The 18,633-nt window shown below is 47.0% G+C and carries 14 protein-coding genes; 6 read left to right on the top strand and 8 right to left on the bottom strand.

Features of this window, described 5'->3' with window-relative positions:
• Positions 1 to 112 precede the first annotated feature (112 nt).
• Complete coding sequence (locus OEZ43_01050) at positions 113 to 490, top strand: hypothetical protein (GenBank protein ID MDH5544144.1); 378 nt, start codon at positions 113 to 115, stop codon at positions 488 to 490.
• A gap of 438 nt (positions 491 to 928) precedes the next feature.
• Positions 929 to 3,043 carry a PKD domain-containing protein gene (locus OEZ43_01045; GenBank protein ID MDH5544143.1) on the top strand — a complete coding sequence of 705 codons (2,115 nt, stop codon included), beginning with the start codon at positions 929 to 931 and terminating at the stop codon, positions 3,041 to 3,043.
• Between the two features lie 87 nt (positions 3,044 to 3,130).
• Here the strand turns inward: OEZ43_01045 and OEZ43_01040 are convergent, their stop codons facing one another.
• Together OEZ43_01040 and OEZ43_01035 are read right to left on the bottom strand one after the other, a co-directional pair.
• Positions 3,131 to 3,865 carry a hypothetical protein gene (locus tag OEZ43_01040; protein ID MDH5544142.1) on the bottom strand — a complete coding sequence of 245 codons (735 nt, stop codon included), beginning with the start codon at positions 3,863 to 3,865 and terminating at the stop codon, positions 3,131 to 3,133.
• Positions 3,866 to 3,874: 9 nt separating this feature from the next.
• Positions 3,875 to 4,993 (bottom strand): DUF2236 domain-containing protein, encoded by a 1,119-nt coding sequence (locus tag OEZ43_01035; protein ID MDH5544141.1) that lies wholly within the window; start codon positions 4,991 to 4,993, stop codon positions 3,875 to 3,877.
• Between the two features lie 176 nt (positions 4,994 to 5,169).
• On the opposite strand from OEZ43_01035, the gene OEZ43_01030 reads away from it, so the two are divergent.
• The gene (locus OEZ43_01030) at positions 5,170 to 7,572 is read left to right on the top strand and encodes an EAL domain-containing protein (protein ID MDH5544140.1); all 2,403 of its coding nucleotides are present in this window, start codon (positions 5,170 to 5,172) and stop codon (positions 7,570 to 7,572) included.
• Between the two features lie 172 nt (positions 7,573 to 7,744).
• On the opposite strand, the gene murJ is transcribed toward OEZ43_01030, so the two are convergent.
• Positions 7,745 to 9,307 carry a murein biosynthesis integral membrane protein MurJ gene (gene murJ, locus OEZ43_01025; protein ID MDH5544139.1) on the bottom strand — a complete coding sequence of 521 codons (1,563 nt, stop codon included), beginning with the start codon at positions 9,305 to 9,307 and terminating at the stop codon, positions 7,745 to 7,747.
• 424 nt (positions 9,308 to 9,731) lie between these two features.
• Between murJ and rpsT the strand changes: the two genes are divergently transcribed.
• Together rpsT and OEZ43_01015 are read left to right on the top strand one after the other, a co-directional pair.
• The gene (gene rpsT, locus OEZ43_01020; protein MDH5544138.1) at positions 9,732 to 9,992 is read left to right on the top strand and encodes a 30S ribosomal protein S20; all 261 of its coding nucleotides are present in this window, start codon (positions 9,732 to 9,734) and stop codon (positions 9,990 to 9,992) included.
• Positions 9,993 to 10,174: 182 nt separating this feature from the next.
• Positions 10,175 to 10,636, top strand: a complete 462-nt coding sequence (locus OEZ43_01015) for a hypothetical protein (protein MDH5544137.1) — start codon at positions 10,175 to 10,177, stop codon at positions 10,634 to 10,636.
• A 53-nt stretch (positions 10,637 to 10,689) separates the two neighbouring features.
• Here the strand turns inward: OEZ43_01015 and proB are convergent, their stop codons facing one another.
• The 4 genes from proB to rplU all read right to left on the bottom strand — a co-directional run bounded on the left by proB (position 10,690) and on the right by rplU (position 13,492).
• Complete coding sequence (gene proB, locus OEZ43_01010) at positions 10,690 to 11,802, bottom strand: glutamate 5-kinase (GenBank protein ID MDH5544136.1); 1,113 nt, start codon at positions 11,800 to 11,802, stop codon at positions 10,690 to 10,692.
• A gap of 2 nt (positions 11,803 to 11,804) precedes the next feature.
• Positions 11,805 to 12,836, bottom strand: a complete 1,032-nt coding sequence (gene cgtA, locus OEZ43_01005; GenBank protein MDH5544135.1) for an Obg family GTPase CgtA — start codon at positions 12,834 to 12,836, stop codon at positions 11,805 to 11,807.
• Between the two features lie 69 nt (positions 12,837 to 12,905).
• Positions 12,906 to 13,163, bottom strand: coding sequence for a 50S ribosomal protein L27 (rpmA, locus tag OEZ43_01000; protein ID MDH5544134.1), 258 nt, complete (start codon positions 13,161 to 13,163; stop codon positions 12,906 to 12,908).
• Between the two features lie 17 nt (positions 13,164 to 13,180).
• A complete protein-coding gene (gene rplU, locus OEZ43_00995) occupies positions 13,181 to 13,492 on the bottom strand; it encodes a 50S ribosomal protein L21 (protein MDH5544133.1) in 312 nt (103 codons plus the stop codon).
• 160 nt (positions 13,493 to 13,652) lie between these two features.
• Between rplU and ispB the strand changes: the two genes are divergently transcribed.
• Positions 13,653 to 14,699: an octaprenyl diphosphate synthase gene (ispB, locus tag OEZ43_00990; GenBank protein MDH5544132.1), complete on the top strand. Its 1,047-nt coding sequence runs from the start codon at positions 13,653 to 13,655 to the stop codon at positions 14,697 to 14,699.
• Positions 14,700 to 14,720: 21 nt separating this feature from the next.
• Here ispB and OEZ43_00985 read toward each other — a convergent pair whose 3' ends face one another.
• The gene (locus OEZ43_00985; GenBank protein ID MDH5544131.1) at positions 14,721 to 18,629 is read right to left on the bottom strand and encodes a PAS domain S-box protein; all 3,909 of its coding nucleotides are present in this window, start codon (positions 18,627 to 18,629) and stop codon (positions 14,721 to 14,723) included.
• Between the last annotated feature and the right edge of the window lie 4 nt (positions 18,630 to 18,633).

Genomic DNA, 18,633 nt, shown 5'->3' with positions numbered 1-18,633 from the left:
AAGTGGCGCAGCATTTTGTCGGCGTCGTAACTGCAGAATGAATGGTGTTGACAGGATGTCAAAGGCGTAAACTTCAGGGAAGTCTCGAGCTTGGTTTAGAAGGTGTAGTCACTTGAATTTTCGATACGATATCTATCCGGAAAAACGGTTAGTGGTGTTGCACTACGGCAAAGAGCTAAGCGTTGATTTAGTGCAGGGAATACGTTCTGTCGTGATGCAGGATGCAGATTTTAATCCCGAGTTCAATGTTATCGAAGACGTAACCGAGGTAGTTGATGTTAAGTTAGACTTCCAGGAAATGTCTCAGATTGCCGGCAAAAGTGTGATCAAGAAAAAAACACGCCGAGCCTTTGTGGCGAAAACTGATTTGCAATACGGTTTGGCCCGAAGCTATCAGACATTAAGCGAAGCTGAGGGACAAGAGTTTATGGTGTTTAGAGATTTTGATGCGGCAATGATTTGGGTTTGTTCCGCAGAGAAGAAAAATTGAATGTCGCGTTTGTTATCTGTTGAAACGTTGTGTTTAAGCGACGGGATTAATTTAGCAAAGGCATGACTGTTTTAACTTCTGTGGCAAGTCACCGAAAACCAACACAATAGCAGTTAAACAAAATCACAATTCTGTGAACTGCTTTCCAATCTTCTCTTATGCTCATGTGTTTATGAGAAAAAATTCTCATGGCACATGGCGTGCAATCCTCGCGATCGGCAGCATACTGGTTCCGGAATTAGTATGTCGTGTCTTGTTGTTAAGTTTGTTAAACGCTGTTTGTTGCAGAGGGCACGGATGTTCTTTGCAACATACAGCACAGTCAATAAGCACCGCCAATCGTTGTAGGCGCCCATGAATTTTTTTGTGTCGTTTGTTATGCGCGCCGTGAAGTTCGCAAAAACTTCATCTATTAAGTTCCTACTCAAGGAGAGATAAATGAAAATGAAATTGTCGGTACGCCCTTTTATTCCTTTAGGGGCATTTTTTGTTGTCACCACACTGACAACCGCAATCACAGTGCCAGAAGCGCATGCGCGAGGTGCTTACGGAACAGCATGGAGTCAGGTCTATCCTGGATCGAGTTCCTATTTAAATGGCGATTGTCAGCTCTGTCATGCAGACAGTACTCAGAATCTTAATCCCTATGGTGAGGCGCTTTGCCTATCAACGGCGGGCGCTATTGATGCGCGTATTCGTGATGTTGAGACATTGGATTCAGATGGTGATGCGACCGGTTCAAATAATCTCGCTGAGATTATGGCTAGCACGCAACCGGGTTGGACTAGCGGTAGTGCAAACCCGACTTATGATCGAGATACCTGTATTGCAACGGGATTGGTGGAAACTGCACCGTCCTACATTATGGGTGATCTTGATCCGGCGGCGGGCAATCAAATGCCTGTTGCAAATGCCGGCGGTCCATACCCAGGCACCGTCAACATTCCGCTTACGTTTAACGGCAGTGGTTCACAAGACCCTGATGGAATCATCGTAATATACAGTTGGGATTTTGGCGATGGCAGTACGGGAAGTGGTGTTACGCCAACACATACGTATATTTCTGATGGCGTGTTTAACGTGACCTTGACGGTAACCGACGATGCAGGTGATTCAGCAACGGCATCGACAACAGCAACAATAGGCTTGGGCAATCAGGCGCCTGTTGCTAATGTGAATGGTCCATATAGCGGCATGGTGGGTGATGCAATCGCTTTCAATAGTAGTGGTTCAAACGATCCCGATGGAAGCATAGTTTCTTATGATTGGGATTTTGGTGACGGCAGCAGTGGTACAGGCCCAAACCCTTCGCATACTTACATAATGGCGGGCGTTTATAACGTAGTGTTAACTGTTATGGATGATGCAGGTGCGATGGATTCTGCGGCAACGTCAGCGACTATCGCGGAGATGCCAGTAAACCAGGCACCTGTTGCAAATGCTGGCGGTCCGTATGAAGGTTTTGCTGGCGACATGATTAATTTCGACGGAAGTGGTTCAACTGATACCGACGGAACTATCATTGACTACCATTGGGATTTTGGAGATGGTAGCACGGGAAGTGGTATGAACACCGGGCACATCTACGGCGGTGAAGGTGTCTACAATGTTGTTTTGACGGTTACTGATGATGCAGGCGATACAGGTAGTGCAACAACGACTGTTTCAATCGGTGTCGCTAACGTACCGCCAACTGCTAATGCCGGTGGTCCTTATTACGGAACTGCGGGTGTTGCGTTGATGTTGGATGGAAGTGCTTCCAGCGATTCCGATGGCACCATTACTGACTATGCCTGGGATTTTGGTGACGGCAATACCGGAACCGGTGCTATGCCTATGCATACCTATGCTAGCGATGGCGTTTATACAGTCAGCTTGACGGTAACCGACGACGCCGGTGCTAGCATGTCGGCAAGCACTACTGCAAACATAAGTGCAGGTAATCTACCACCGGTTGCCAATGCGGGTGGCCCATACATGGTGAAACTCGGTGAAGCGATTGCATTTGATTCTAGTGCTTCGGTCGATAATGACGGCTCTATTGTTTCCTACATGTGGGAATTTGGTGATGGCAACAGCTCTGCTGATGCGATGCCTATGCATACCTATGCCGATGCAGGAACCTACAATGTTGTGTTGACTGTGACCGACAATGAAGGTGCTGCAGATTCCGCAGGTACTACCGCAATCGTTACGCCGCTTGCTGATGTGTTCTTGAGTAAGCTTCAAGCGCCGAAAACGATAAAGACCAGTACTACTCGCACAGCAAGTCGAAGCGTTGTTACGATCGCTGGTGGTACAACAATGGCGCAGGACGCAGATGTTTCCCTAAGCGCTGATGTCACTGGTCCGGTAGTTGTTACAATCGCGCAAAATACTGTAACCGATGTGGTAACTCCTGGTAGTAGCACACGTTTCCGCTTCGGTGTTGAAGTTTCCTGTACAGGTTCAGGAACAGGAAATATCGACTGGACGGCGACAATTAGTGCCGCAGAAGACAGCGATACTGCAAACGACACACTGACTGGTTCGACTAGCGTGTCTTGCCGGTAGTTGTATTGTCTTAGAAGTAGAAAAGGGTTGGAGATTTCTCCAACCCTTTTTATTTTCAATATCGCCTTTGACAAGATGAGGTAAGTTTTAAGCCGCAACGGCAGCGGTGTAACCCTGCTTCAAGTTTAGTTCTTTCTTCTTGTACAGGTACAGATACCCCATGTCCAAAACAAATGAGATAACGCCCAGGGTATGAACGAAGTGATTGTCTGGGTAGTGTAGAAACATAAAAACAGTATTGGCGGCTGTGCCAAAGGTTCTCAGCCAGGCGAAATGGAATGATATCCCATCTAGCGTCTTTGCATTTAATAGCACCAACGGGCAGAGAACAGACAAAATAATCTGGCAGATATAGGCAGTGTTCGCACCAATCGGCATGTCATATCCTTGTTTGATGAAATAGTAATACACCACCATACAGGCAACCAGGGCAGCGGGGCACCATAGCGAATAGTATTTTCGTAGATATTCATTTTGAATTTGCTTATGCCCATACTTAAACAGCAAATAGACGATGTATACGTCCAGGAAAAACCACGCACGATAGGTCCAGACCATAAACTGTCCAGTATCAGGTGTGTACCACCATGACCACAATGCCTCCCAGGCGAAATTACTAACACCAGCAAACGCCGCCATTTCGATAAAGCGAAACTTGCGCGCGTTCTTAATCATGATGACATAAGCAACCACCCACATCAGGCATCCACCGGCAAACAAGACCATTTGTAGTTTTGTATAAGGAACGCAGTTGATGTCGACCCAATTAAAGAGATTGTCGGGGTTGTTGATCAGTCCGTTGTCACATATTACTTTGTTCATGGTCAGTCCTTAACGTTGCGTCAATGAAGCAGGAATTTGAAACGGTTTGCTGTCGTTTCTCATCCAATGGTTTGCCAGGCCTTCCATGAAAAGTATGCTATCGTGCTCCGCAATTTGTTTGATCGTCCTTGAGCAATCTATCAATGACTCTTTAAAGCCGAAGACACCACGTAAAACACAAATCAACCAACTGAAGAAGCCCGGCTTGGGAAACCCAAGATCATGTTCGGTAATTTTTCTTCCCATGAGATAGCGCATCAATGCGACAACAACACCATCGAATATATGGCCTGGCACCAGGCCTTCGAGAAAGTGAAGGTGCGCCTTCGCTAACTCTCGACCTGCCGCACTAGGCATAAAGTTACGTCTAGAAATTGCCGCCCATAGTTCTGCGGCGCTCTCGAGAGTCTCTGGAATAATTTCTGGACTGATGCCTAACAAGTGCCCGATCACTTTCCATGTATGGAAGTAGGCTTGCTTTTCCTCCTCGGTTGGTACTACGCCCATTTTGTTCAATCCGATTAATGCCTGGCTGGAAAATGCCAGTAGAGTACCAACCAATTCCTCTTGGTTTATCGGCACTCCCCAATCTGGTTTGGCCGGCCACTTGTCTGGACTATGTTTAGCGTAGTGGCGTATTGCTGCGTGCATCAATCGCACGCGTTGAATGGTTCGGATACCTTGGGCTTGCGGATCAAGGCCGCCTGGTTCCATAGCACTTAAAATAAATCGTAAGGTTTCACCTGCGCGGCGTTCGTAGTGCTTGCTCATTTGCCCGGTTGCGGCCAACACTTGCGCACCACCTAGGCCGCCGGCGTAGAGGACCGGTAGAGAACCACACAATAGAACAGCGCCAAAGACAGGGCCTCTGGTAGAAAAAAAGTGTTGTGCCAAAAGAATTTTTTGCCTGTCCGCCCATTCCGGTAGGTGTGATGTTTTGCCAATATAGCGTTGTAGTTCGGCGGGTAAATCGTTTAGGACGTGAGTGTTTGTTTCCGGTTGTGCGAAATATTTGTTCGCTAATTCGAGTTGTTTATTCCTATTCAGAGACTCAATAACACTCTCTGCTAAATCGTCACCAGTGTTTTTCATTCGATTGAGAAAATCATTGGACCATGTTTGAGACACACACTACTCCTTTTGGCGATGAGATTTAGATGTATATCGCGCTTTAGTTGTGTGTCTTTAGTCAAAAATCCCTCGAAAATTTTAATAATATTATTTTTATATAACTTTATTTGCCAAATTGGCTATTATTGTGAATTGTTGTCTTATTGCCATTTTCTCGTGGAAGGTGTAAAACGATGCCAAAATCTCGATCGCAAGATTCCATCCCAGTCGGCCGATGGGTATTTAATACTGAAAACAATACGCTTCACCTGACGGAAAATGCATTTAAGATAATTGGTCTGTCGAAAAACGACGCGCCAAACTTGCTTGATGTACTTAATCAAACGATTCAAGCTCCAGAGGACGGACTATCATTTGGTGACTACTTTATTTCAAGAGTGCGGCAAGGACAGAGATCTGATTTAGAAGCCCGTTTTAAGAGGAGTCATGGTGGCGAAGGTACGCTGTTAATTAGTTTTGAGCAGCCAAAACTCACAAGCAAGTCAACACGCCATGCTGGTTACATACAAGATGTATCTCAATTCAAGCACCATCAAGAACGTTTAATTCACTCTGAGAGTATATGGGATACCTTAACTCAGAATACTGCCGATATCATAATGCACGTTGATTACGACGGAAGAATACTGTTTATCAACTACCCCCTTCCGGAACATACCAAGGACGGTGTGATCAATATGAGTATGTATGACTTCCTTCCGCGTGAGCAGCAATACGATATAGAACGATGTTTGAACTATGTCAAACAGACCGGGGAGAAAGATATGTTTAATGTCGATTTTCCTGATCCGGAAGAAAATATACGACATTTTGAGGCGCATGTGTCTGCGTTCAAAGATTCGGAACAGGGTAAATCGGCTATCGTAGTCGTGCGAGATGTTACCAAGCGACGCAAAGCGGAAATTCAAATGGAAAAGCTTTCCCGTGCGCTAGAGAACACCGCGGACACCGTATTGATCACAGATTTGAAAGGAGATATTGAATACGTAAATAGAAGTTTTGAACATATGACGGGGTATAAAAGCGGAGATCTTATAGGTCAGTCAATAACGAGCTTGTCCTGTGATGAAAATGATTTTTACGCCAGGTTTCTGAGCAATATGGCCGATACAGATCAATACAATGACATTAGTCAGGAAAAAAGTGGTAATAGTAATGCTCTGCACGTACAAAAAACTGTAACCACCATTAGAAATCGAGATGCAGAACCCACCCACTACGTCGCGATCGGTAAAGATATTACTGAGCACATGCTCAACCAGGAAAAACTACAGCACATGGCTACCCATGATGCATTGACGCAGTTGCCGAATCGTTCCCTGTTTTACGACCGACTCGAACAGGCTTTGAGTCGTGCGCATTGGCATAATCGTTTCATCGCCGTTTTGTTCGTGGATATCGATGGGTTTAAATTTGTGAATGATACACTTGGACATGATACAGGTGATCAACTCCTGATAAAGATTTCCAGCCGCATGCAAAAGGTTGTGCGTAGTGGTGATACGGTTGCTAGGCTTGGCGGTGATGAATTTGCAATATTGCTTGATGACATCGCATCTGAAGAAGATATTTCTAAATTGGCACAAAAGATCATTGATAGCATGCGTCCCAAGTTTGTTGTCGATACTCAAAGCTTGCACATAACGGCCAGTGTTGGGGTGAGTCTATATCCCAATGATAGTGATAGAGCAGATGTGTTGCTAAAAAATGCGGATATGGCCATGTATCGTGCCAAGCATCTGGGCAAAAATAATTATCAATATTATTCAAAAGACATGAGTGCTCGAGCGTTCGAGAGGTTAAATCTTGAGAACAGCTTACATATCGCCATTCAGGAAAATCAACTCGAGGTATATTATCAGCCTCAATATAACTTTCGTTTAAATAAGATTGTCGCCATGGAGGCCTTGCTGCGTTGGAATCACCCAGCACTGGGCGTTATTCTGCCGAACACGTTTCTGCATTTGCTGGAAGAAACCTCAATGATAGTAGACGTCGGAAAGTGGGTTTTGGACCAGGCCTGCGCACAAGCCAAGTCGTGGCATAGGCTTGGGTTTTCGGACTTGGTCATGTGCGTTAATTTTTCTAGTCGGCAGTTTTCAGATCACAACCTGGTGGATACGATAGAATCGGCGCTAGAACGTCACAATCTCGAACCGAATCTCTTCGAGATTGAGATTACGGAAAGTTTGTTGATCAATAATGTAAAAAATATAGCCGACTCGCTCAACTCACTATGTCGTTACGGCGTGCGTCTGGCTTTAGATGATTTTGGGACAGGCTATTCGTCGCTCAGTTATTTGAAGCGTTTTCCAATAAAGAAAATAAAGATAGATCGCTCTTTTATACATGACGTTTGTAAAGACTCGAACGATGCGCAAATTACCAGGGCGATTATTGCGATGAGTGAAATGTTAAACGTAAGCTGCGTCGCGGAAGGGGTGGAAACACAGGAACAACTGGATTTCCTGTTAGAGAATAATTGCGACGTCGTCCAAGGGTTTCATTTGAGAGAGCCTCAGCCTGCTGCAGTTATTACCGACTACATAAATGAAAGCTTGAGTCCGGCAATATAGTCTGAGCCATTGTCGTCGGTATAGTGTATGACTTGGTTGACGGTTCGTTTTATTTGATGATCTACCTATGTTTTCCATTTCTACATAGTCGCCAGTATTGGCTGCGCGAATTACGTATTTTGAAAAGTCGTAAGCCTATAGACCAAAGTTTCTTTGCTTCTGTTTCGTTCATCTAATGGGTAGACTTTAACAGCGCCTTGATGTTTAGTCCGCTCAAAATCAAAGTTCCGAAATAACTCAGCATGCCGATACCTACCCACATCAATAGATTTAGCCCGCGTTCCAGCGTGTTCCATGCTAGCCAGATTTCAATGTTGGGCGAGTAAACAGAAATGATGATACCCATTACTGAACTTGCTAGTACGATACGGAAAAGAAACAACATCCAGCCCGAATGCCGTGTGTAGACACCGTCAGCGCGAAGTCGTCTGAATAACAGCGAGGCGTTGATCAACGCAGTCCCGGCAGAGGCAAGTGCTAGTCCCATATGCGCACCTTTAAAATCGCTCATATATAAAGGTACGACAATGGCAATATTGAGCAACATGCCCACGGCCATGGCGATAATGCCTATCTTTACCGGAGTCCTGGTATCCTGGCGGGCATAGAAACCGGGTGCGAGTACCTTCACAAAAATGGCGCTGAGTAAAACCAGGGAATAGGCCATCAGGCTGAGGGTGGCCATGTCGACATCTTCTGCGGTAAAGGCGCCACCATAAAACAGTGTTGCCAGCAACGGCCCCGCCAGTGTGGCCAGGCCCACAGCGGCCGGCGCGCCAACCAACCACACCAGGCGCAAAGCCCAGTCGATGGTATTTGAAAATGTACTTTTATCCGAACGTGCATGATCGCGAGATAGCTTCGGTAGTATCACTGTCGCAAGGGCAATACCGAAAACACCAAGAGGAAACTCCATGAGTCGGTCTGAGTAATAAAGCCAACTGATACTTCCGGTGATGAGAAACGAGGCAATCAAAGTATCGAGTAACAGATTGATCTGGACTATCGACGAGCCAAATATTGCCGGCACCATAAGTTTTGCAATCCGCTGCACACCTTCATGCTTCCAACCCCACTTGGGAACCGGCATCAAACCCAGCTTGATCAAAAACGGAACCTGAAATAATAACTGCGTCGCCCCCGCTAGAAACACACCCCAGGCCAGACCGACAATCGGTCTTTCCATTTGAGGTGATATCCACAACGCCGCCGCAATTAAACAAACATTGAGCAGAACCGGTGTAAATGCTGGCGAGGCAAAACGACCAAACGTATTGAGTATGCTTCCAGATAGGGCGACCAGAGAGATAAAGAATAAATAGGGGAAGGTCAGCTTGAGCATCTCCACCGCAAGATCATACTTCTGCGGCTCGTCGATAAAGCCAGGACCGAAGATCATGATCAGAATTGGCGAGCCGATCACCCCAATCAGGGTGATACCGAACAAAATCACCGCAAACGTACCGGCCACCCGGTCGATGAGATCCTTAAGTTCAGCCTCGCTACGCTGTTCCTTATACTCCGTCAGAATAGGAACAAAGGCCTGGGAAAACGCCCCCTCGGCGAATAATCGGCGCAGGAAATTCGGAATCTTGAAGGCGACGAAAAAGGCATCAGTAGCCGCATCGGCACCGAATATACGGGCAACGACCATGTCCCGTGCGAATCCGAGTACGCGGGAAATCATAGTCATGGCGCTGACTATCGCTGTGGATTTAAGGAGTTTTCGGCTCAGAATGCGTTCCTTTTTTATCTAACCATTTGATTTAAAGAGTAATTACACTGCCCGGGTATCGAGGAGTGTCAGGGGGATGGGGTGACAAAACCGTCGGCGCCATGGACGGCGCCGTCGAGCGTACAGGGACGTATTCACAGCGAGTTTTGTCACCCCATCCCCCTGACGCTCCCAGCACAATAATCAGGACATCAACAGCGCCGGAAAAAACAACAAAGACCCAGATATCGGATTAAGCACATGCCATATATAGGCGCACAGACCCCACGAGTTATCAGCAGAATTCCAAGCCGCTGAATATTAACACCAAACCAGAACACCGCCGAGGACAATGCAAGACCCGGGCAGGGCCGCTTGACAGTTGGGGGCGAAATCCTCATAATCGCGCGTTCTTTCACCGATCGTCTTATTGAGGAGCTCAATTTTGGCAAATACAGCACAAGCCAGAAAACGCGCAAAGCAGAATGACAAGCGTCGCGCGCATAACGCAACCCTGCGTTCAAAAATGCGTACCTACGTAAAGCGTGTCCGCGCTGCTATCGCAACCGGTGACAAGGCCAAGGCTCAGGAAGAATTCAAGACAGCAACTCCAGTAATGGATAGCATGGTCAACAAAGGTATTGCGCACAAGAATGCAGTTGCGCGGTACAAGTCTCGCCTGAACTCAGCCATCAAGGCCCTGTAAACCGTCAGGTCTGGACATTAGATCAGAAAAAACCGTCTTTCAGACGGTTTTTTTTTGCCTTCTGTACTGAGCTGAGCATGTGAAATTTTGTTTTCTTCACATGTATCAAATCGGTCATAATGTTGTAGGCTCAAAACGGTATTGAGGTTTTAATAATCAGGAATGGAGGGAGTAGGAGAGAAATGAAAACGATAAAAGCGTCTTTGCTAATGATAATTTCTTTGTTTGTGAGCGCAGGAGCGGCGCAAGCAGAAGATAAATATGCACTTGGTTTGCAGTCTATGTATATTTCCAATGGTATTAGTGGAAAGCTTTTCCTGAATGACAAAACCAGTCTGCAAGCGGTTCTCGGCAGTGGTTGGTGGTCTACCGATATCGCTGTTCGCGGGTTATTCAAGTTTAAGGAAGAAAAAAAATACAATCTATATGGCGCTGCTGGAGTAGGTGTCCAAATGTGGCGATTTGGCACTGGAACCGGTATTGATTTCAATGGCTCGGTAGGCATAGAGACAAACTGGGAAAACTGGATTGATGATATATTTCCACTATGGTGGAGTTTCGAGGTGGGAGCAGGATTTGCTACGGCTGACTTCTACACACCTTCGCTTGTGAGGATTAATGGCGGTGTTCACTATCGTTTTTAGCCGTGACGCATAGAAAATCAGACTTCAAAGCCGGTTGTTACCGGCTTTGTCGTTTACAGCAGCACCAAATTGTCTCGATGTATCAACTCCGGCTCATCTACATACCCTAACAAGCCTTCGATCTCTTTACTGGCATGCCCAATGATTTTGCCGGTTTCGTCGCTACTGTAATTAATCAGTCCACAGGCGATGCGGCTTCCGTTTAAATCCGTGCATTCGACTACCTCGCCTCGCTGAAAACTGCCCGAGGATTGTTTGACGCCAACGGGCAGCAAGCTACTGCCGCCGTTGCGTAATACCTTTACGGCCCCATCATCGAGAACGAGTTTGCCTTTGACCTGAAGATGTCCGGCCAACCACTGTTTGCGCGCCGCGACCGGTTCCTGGTCGGGTTCGATCCAGGTGCCAACACTGTCGTCCCCATCTGCCAGGCGGCACAAAATATTGTCCAGTTTACCGCCGACTATTACCGTATTTGTACCCGAACGCGCCGCGCGTGTAGCCGCCAGCACCTTGGTGCGCATACCGCCTCTACCTAATTTTCCAATACCGCCACCGCTGGCCATTTCCAACAAGCGTACGTCACTGGCCTGGGCGCGTACTATGCGCTTGGCGTGTGGATTTTGATTGGGATCGGCCTCATACATGGAGTCTTGATCGGTGAGTAAGACCAGGGTTTGCGCCTCCACCAGATTTGCTACGAGTGCAGCGAGCGTGTCATTGTCACCGAACTTGATTTCATCGGTCACAACCGTGTCGTTTTCATTGATGATCGGGACTACGCCTAGTGATAACAACGTAACCAGTGTGCTACGTGCATTTAGGTATCGACGGCGATTAGATAAATCATCGTGGGTTAACAGGATTTGTGCGGTATGGATATTGTGCACCTGGAATTTAGACTCATAGGTCTGTATCAGACCCATTTGCCCGATCGCAGCCGCTGCCTGTAACTCGTGTAGTGTGTCGGGACGTTCGGTGCGACCCAGGCGGGAAAGCCCGGCTGCGACTGCACCGGATGAGACAATTACGCATTCGATACCGCGACTACGTAGTTGGGCAACTTGGTCAACCAGTTTGCCAATATATTGTTGGTCCAGGCAGCGACCGTGATCGGTTAAAAGCGAGCTTCCTGCCTTGATAACCCAACGCTGCTTGTCCGCCATTATTATTCTCCTTCCAGCTCCCCAAGGCGTTTTTGTTCGAGATAATCCATGATTTTTCGACACACGGTCAATGTTCCGACGTCGAGCGCTGCAGACATGCTAAAGACAGGGCCCGTCCACTCCAGACGTTGCACGATCTCATCGCACAGTTGTTGGTGTTCATCATCGGGGAGTAAATCGGTTTTATTGAGTAATAGCCATTGCTCGCGACCTGCCAGTTCATCGCTATATTTCGCCAATTCGCCGTCGATTTTCCGTACGTTGTCCACCGGGTCGGAACCATCAGCCGGGGCGATATCCACAATGTGGAGTAATAAACCCGTGCGGGAAAGATGCTTGAGAAAACGGATGCCCAGGCCTGCGCCCTCAGCGGCGCCTTCGATCAATCCGGGAATATCGGCGATAACAAAGCTGCGATGCTGCTCTATGCTGACCACGCCCAAGTTGGGGTGTAGTGTCGTAAATGGGTAATCGGCAACCTTGGGTTTGGCGGCCGAAACAGAGCTGATAAAGGTGGATTTTCCGGCGTTGGGCATGCCGAGCAGGCCCACATCAGCCAAAACTTTTAGCTCCAGATTCAGGGTGCGGGCTTCGCCAGCAGAGCCAGGCGTGCATTGTCTCGGCGTGCGATTGGTTGAACTCTTGAAACGAGTGTTACCTATACCGTGGAAACCGCCCTGGGCGACCTTGAGTCGTTGGCCAACTTTGATCAGGTCACCAATGACCTCTTCGGTATCCACGTCTTTTACTAGCGTACCGACGGGAACGGGGATATCGAGATCCTCGCCACTCTTGCCAGTACGGTTCTTGCCCATGCCGCCTTCGCCGTTCTGTGCCTTGAATGCCCGGGTAAAACGGAAGTCCACTAACGTATTTAGGTTGTCGTCGGCGACGAGGTATACGCTGCCGCCATCACCGCCATCTCCGCCGTCAGGACCACCCTTAGGGATATATTTCTCGCGACGAAAGCTTGCGCAGCCATTGCCACCTTTTCCGGCTTCGACTTTGATTTTTGCTTCATCGACGAATTTCATTACTGCTTACCCATAATCAAAAAAGGCCCCAAAACGGGGCCTTTTCATTTACATCTGATCGTTTGTACTTCAGGCCGCTACTATGCTGACGTAACGACGCTTTTTCGGACCTTTGATCTCGAAAAGCACAGTGCCGTCGGCTTTGGCGAACAAGGTGTCATCTTTGCCACGACCTACGTTGGTGCCGGGGTGAAATGATGTGCCGCGCTGACGAACCAGGATATTACCTGCCAGGACTTCCTGGCCACCAAAACGCTTGACGCCAAGGCGTTTCGATTCTGAGTCGCGACCGTTGCGGGTACTACCGCCTGCTTTTTTATGAGCCATGAATCTGCTCCCTTTATTTAGGCGCTAATGCCTGTGATCTTGATCGCCGTATAGTGCTGGCGATGTCCCATTTGCTTGCGATGATGCTTACGACGACGGAATTTGACAATTTTTATCTTGTCGCCGCGTCCGTGAGCTTCGATTGTCGCTGTGACCTTGCCACCGCTTACAAAGGGGGCACCAATCTTTATGTCGTCACCGTTGGCTACCATCAAGACCTTGTCCAGCTCGATGCTGGCGCCCTGCTCTACGTCGAGTTTTTCGACCTTCAGGGTCTGGCCTTCTGTTACGCGGTACTGTTTGCCGCCGGTCTGAATTACCGCATACATTGATTCGTTCTCCAAATTCAGTATCTGGTCATGGAAAGGGGCCGAATTCTAACTCCCACAAGGGGGGGCTGTCAAATCCGCGGCGGGATAAAATAACGCTTTGTTTGGGCGCTGCTTATTTTATATACTCATGGGCGTTTATCTCTATGAGCCCGCGGATATGCATCTTGATCCCGTAAATTTCGACAACCATTCTATATATGAGGAAGACTTCACGCCAGATGTGGCGAGGCGCTCCAAGACTATAGAGGAAGTGTATGCCCTGATTGCGGATGATAGGGACGCGGTAGATGGTGTGATCCGACAACGGCTACAGTCCGATGTGGTATTGGTCAATCAGCTGGGTCATTACATTGTTAATAGTGGGGGTAAGCGTCTTCGCCCGGTGTTATTGCTCCTGGTCGCCAGGGCATTTGGCTACAAGGGTTATCACCACGTCCCGCTAGCGGCAGTGGTGGAATTCATCCATACCGCAACGCTACTACACGACGATGTAGTCGATGCTTCTGAGATGCGTCGCGGTAAAGACACTGCCAATGCGATCTGGGGTAACGAAGCCAGTGTGCTGGTGGGGGATTTTCTTTATTCTCGTGCGTTTCAGATGATGGTAGAAGTTGGCAGCATGCGGGTGATGGAAATTCTGTCAAACGCGACCAACGTGATTGCCGAAGGCGAAGTGATGCAGTTAATGAACTGCCACGAGCCGGATACCACTGAAGAACGTTACCTGGAAGTCATTCGCTACAAGACCGCCAAATTATTTGAAGCTGCAGCAGAGCTTGGTGCTGTACTCAGCGGGCGTCCGGATGTCGATTGCAGTGCTATGGCGCGTTACGGCATGCACTTGGGAACGGCGTTTCAGCTTGTCGATGATGTGCTCGATTACAGTACATCAAGTGAAGAGATCGGCAAGAATATTGGCGATGATCTCGCCGAAGGTAAGCCCACCTTGCCACTCATTCACGTCATGCGTAATGGTTCACCTGCACAAATAGATATCGTACGGGAAGCTATAGAAAATGGTGGGCGTGAGCGCATAAATGAAGTTATTGCAGCGGTACAGTCTACTGGGGCAACGGAGTATACTTTAGACGTTGCTCGCAAAGAAGCGCGTATGGCGATAGGTTATCTGGACGTGTTGCCAGAAGGCGAGTTCAAAGACGCCTTGGTAGCTTTGGCAGAGTTTTCGGTTTCACGCACCTACTAGCTCAGCAGCTTGCCCATCTATTTATGCCGCTTTTAGTGCGGGGATCTGTTCTCGAAATTGTTCCAGTGCAGTTTCGATTTCAGCAATCATTTCCGTTGCCGAATCTAGTTGCCCTTCTTTTGCGGCTTTTTCCAGAACCAGACTAGTTTCAGCGACTTTTTGTGCTCCAACTGTTCCGCTACTGCCTTTCAACGTGTGAGCTGCCCGCCGTAGGCTCTCATTGTCACCACTGCTCAATGTATTTTTCATATCCTCAACCAGTTTTAAGGCATTGGTTTCGAATTTTTCCAACATCTCAGCAAAGCGATCTTTTAAAATCGATCGAAGTCCATTGACTATGTTGTAGTCGATTATTTCGCTCATAGGTTTTTCATCCCGTTCAGTTGTGGCGGTGTCGGATTCAGATGTTTTGGTCTGTGGAATTGGTTGGTTTTCTTGATGTTCAGGTAACCAACGGCGTAAGGTGCTGATCAGTTGTTCCAGAGTGAAGGGTTTGGAAAGATAATCATTCATTCCAACGGCAATGCATTTTTCGCGGTCACCTTTCATGGCATTTGCCGTTAGTGCTATGATGTTGACCTTGGTGCGTGACTGGCTATTCTCAAATATTCGAATATAGTTGGTGGCCTCGTAACCATCCATCTCTGGCATCTGACAATCCATCAAAACCAAATCGTATGGACTTCTCTTTACAGCCTCTACCGCCTCAATACCATTCGCCGCAATATCAACAGTCATCCCTAATTGACGTATCAACTCGCTACTGACTTCCTGGTTAACAGGATTGTCTTCTACAAGTAGTACATGCCCTGAAAATTTAGTTACACCGTCCTGGCGACGGTTCTTTCCGTATATCATCAGCTCCTGGCTGATGTTGGAAATGAGTGCGTTGTATACATCGGACTGGCGTATGGGTTTGTTGATAACTTGGAATTTGTTGGTGTTGTTTGGAATGTCGTTAGCATTCAGGCTGTCAACGATGATGATGACTTGGGTGTCACTATTGTTGCTTAGAAGTTCATTTTCAGAGCGGCCAAAATGCTGTTTTTGGTCCCAATAGACAAACATGAAATCTTGTTTACCGAGATGTTCACTAAGATTGACATTTTTTTGGACGTCAACTTCCAGGTTCCAATGCCTCAGATAATCTACAATAATTGAGCTGGTTAAACTGTCCTCGATATCGAGCAGGGTCGCACGCTTTCCCCTTAAAGGCTTTACGGTATAGAGTTGAGTATTCTGCGCAAGATGAAAAATATTACTAAAAATAAATCGTGATCCCTTGCCTGGTTCACTATGGATGCTGATCTCTCCATTCATAAGATTTGCCAGTTGTTTACATATGGCCAGACCGAGACCGGTTCCGCCATATTGCCGAGCCATAGTGCTATCTGCTTGCTGGAAGGACTCAAATATCTTCGCCTGAGCGTCTTTTGATATGCCTATCCCTGTGTCAATGACCTCGATACGTAAATGCATCTCCTCAGCTGATTCGGACAATGCAGTGACTTTTATAATAACTGACCCCTTGTCTGTAAACTTGATTGCATTGCTAACCAGGTTGGTGAAAATCTGTTTGAGTCGCGCGGGATCTCCATTATAGAAATCGGGTAAGTCTGCGGGCATTACCTGTTCCAGTAGAATGCCTTTTTCGTGCGCCTGGCGTGCGTAAAGATTGGTGATATCCTCAAGTAGTTCACGCAAATTAAACGGAATAAATTCGAGTTCAAGTTTTCCTGCTTCAATCTTCGAGAAATCAAGAATGTCGTTGATGATGCCTAGCAAATGTGTTGCGGATCGGTGTGCGGTTGACAGATAACCCTGTTGTTTGGCATTAAGCGGCGTGTGTTCTGTCATCTGGATCATGCCCAGTATGCCGTGCAGAGGGGTTCTGATTTCATGGCTCATATTGGCTAGGAACTCAGATTTTGTTTTTGCGGCGTCCAAGGCGGTCTCGTGAGCGTCCTTTATTGCCTGTTCAGTCTTTTTACGTTCTGTGATGTCTCTTATGACGCAAATGTATTTGATCTGTTGATGGTCATTACTTATCTGATTAAGTTGAAACTCTACCGGAAAGGTGAGTCCGTCTCTTCTCCTTCCGACCAATTCCGTATTCATCTCTCGCAGACGGGATATGTTGAGATCGCCATCTTTAGAATCCTGAAGCACTAATTCGCTTATGTTTCTTCCTAGCACTTCATTGGGTTCATAAAAGAAGGTGCCTGTTATTGCGGGATTGCTTTCCTCAATGTCGCCTGCCTCATTCAGCATCATGATGACGTCCATTACATTATCCAGTATAGCCCTGGTGCGATCTGCATTTTGTTTAAGTGCGAGTTCGTTCTCTTTTTCTTTAGTAACATCGGTATGTGAACCGGCCATGCGAATCGCGCGGCCCAATGTATTCTTAAAAACTGTTCCACGACATCGTATCCAGAGGTATTGTCCTTGTTTGGACTGAACACGATATTCAAAATTAAAGGCGTCGCGCCTTCCTTCCATCGCCTCTGTCCATGTTTGTAGTGTGTCGGATAGGTCCTCCGGGTGGATGTGTTCCTGCCAAACATCAAAGCGGTTCGCGAGCTCTTCGTCAGTATAGCCGAGCATTTCTTTCCATCGACTGGAGAAATATATATGCCCCGTATTGAGATCCCAATCCCACATGCCGTCGTTAGTGCCCTTGGCCACTAGTGCGAAACGCTCTTCACTTTCGCGCAATTCCTCTTCCATTCGCGCGCGTTGAGCTTCATTTTGCGTAGCCAAAATCATCGACGAGGAAACATTCCATAGCGCCTGAAACTCATCTATGAGCTCGTGAGAAAAACCTTGATCGCGATTAGCGAGACCAATCATGCCAATTAGCTTGTTGTTGCTATAGAGCGGCATACCTAAAAAATTGTCTAGAGGAGGGTGTCCTTTGGGTAATCCGCCAGCCCGGTTATCCGATTTGGGATTGTTGGAAATAACAGGTAATCCGGTGTGTAGTGTGGCTCCAAAAAGTGTATTTAGATTGAAGAACTCAAAGCCAGCACTTTTGTGCTCGTTATAAAATTTAATGCTGTCATCATCCCATGCGATATTGGTTATCGAGTAGGTGTGAAGATAGGGGGCTTCATTTTTTGTGAGGACTTCGCCAATAAATCCATACTGGCTGGATGTCAGCTCAAGTATGCTGCTGAGTAATTCGCTGAAAATTTCATCTCGGCTGCTAGTGGCGGCTATATAACGATTCTGTGCGTTATTGAGTGCCAGAAATATTTTGTTTATGCGTTTTTGTTCTCGATAAAGTTCATTGATTCGGCGAGACATTTGATTGAATGAGCCGATCGTGCGCGCAATCTCATCCTGTCCCGTAGAATCTATTTGATAGCCTAGTTGTCCTTCACCTATGAGTTTTGCGCCCGCTTCGAGATGTTTCAGTCGTTTGGAAAGATATGAACCTAACGTGTATGCAAAAAGAATGGCTATGCACAACGAGGTGATGCCTATGATTAATGTTCTTTGAAGTGATTCGCTTACAATAGCACGTAAGTGTTCCGATGAAAAATAGGCTTCAATGTGGCCAATGTTTAGATTTTTATCTCCAATGGGAACTTTGATCAAGTAGTCAAATTCGCTCTCAAGATGTAGCATGTTTTCGATGTCGCCTGAGCTCGCGAGTACTTGATTGTTTCCGTTAACGATTTTGACCTTGCGGACATCTGATTCAGTGGTTAGTTGATGAGAGATCTGTTCTAGCGTTGCGATGTCGTTTGAAATAGCGGGTGTAATCGCTAGTGTGGCGAACAGCCGTGTTGTAGTCTCAGCGTTTTCCAGCAGTTCTTCGATATGAGAATTTTCTATAATTTTTATTTGTGAAGGAACGATGAATAACAGCAGAATTATCTGTATGATCGCTATCCCCAATATGTTTTTACTGCGAAAATTCATGTAC

It is taken from the genome of Gammaproteobacteria bacterium (genome assembly GCA_029881255.1).
GTDB lineage: Bacteria > Pseudomonadota > Gammaproteobacteria > S012-40 > S012-40 > JAOUMY01.
Note: the sequence above shows the minus strand (reverse complement) of the source record. Positions and strands in the feature narration are given on the sequence as shown.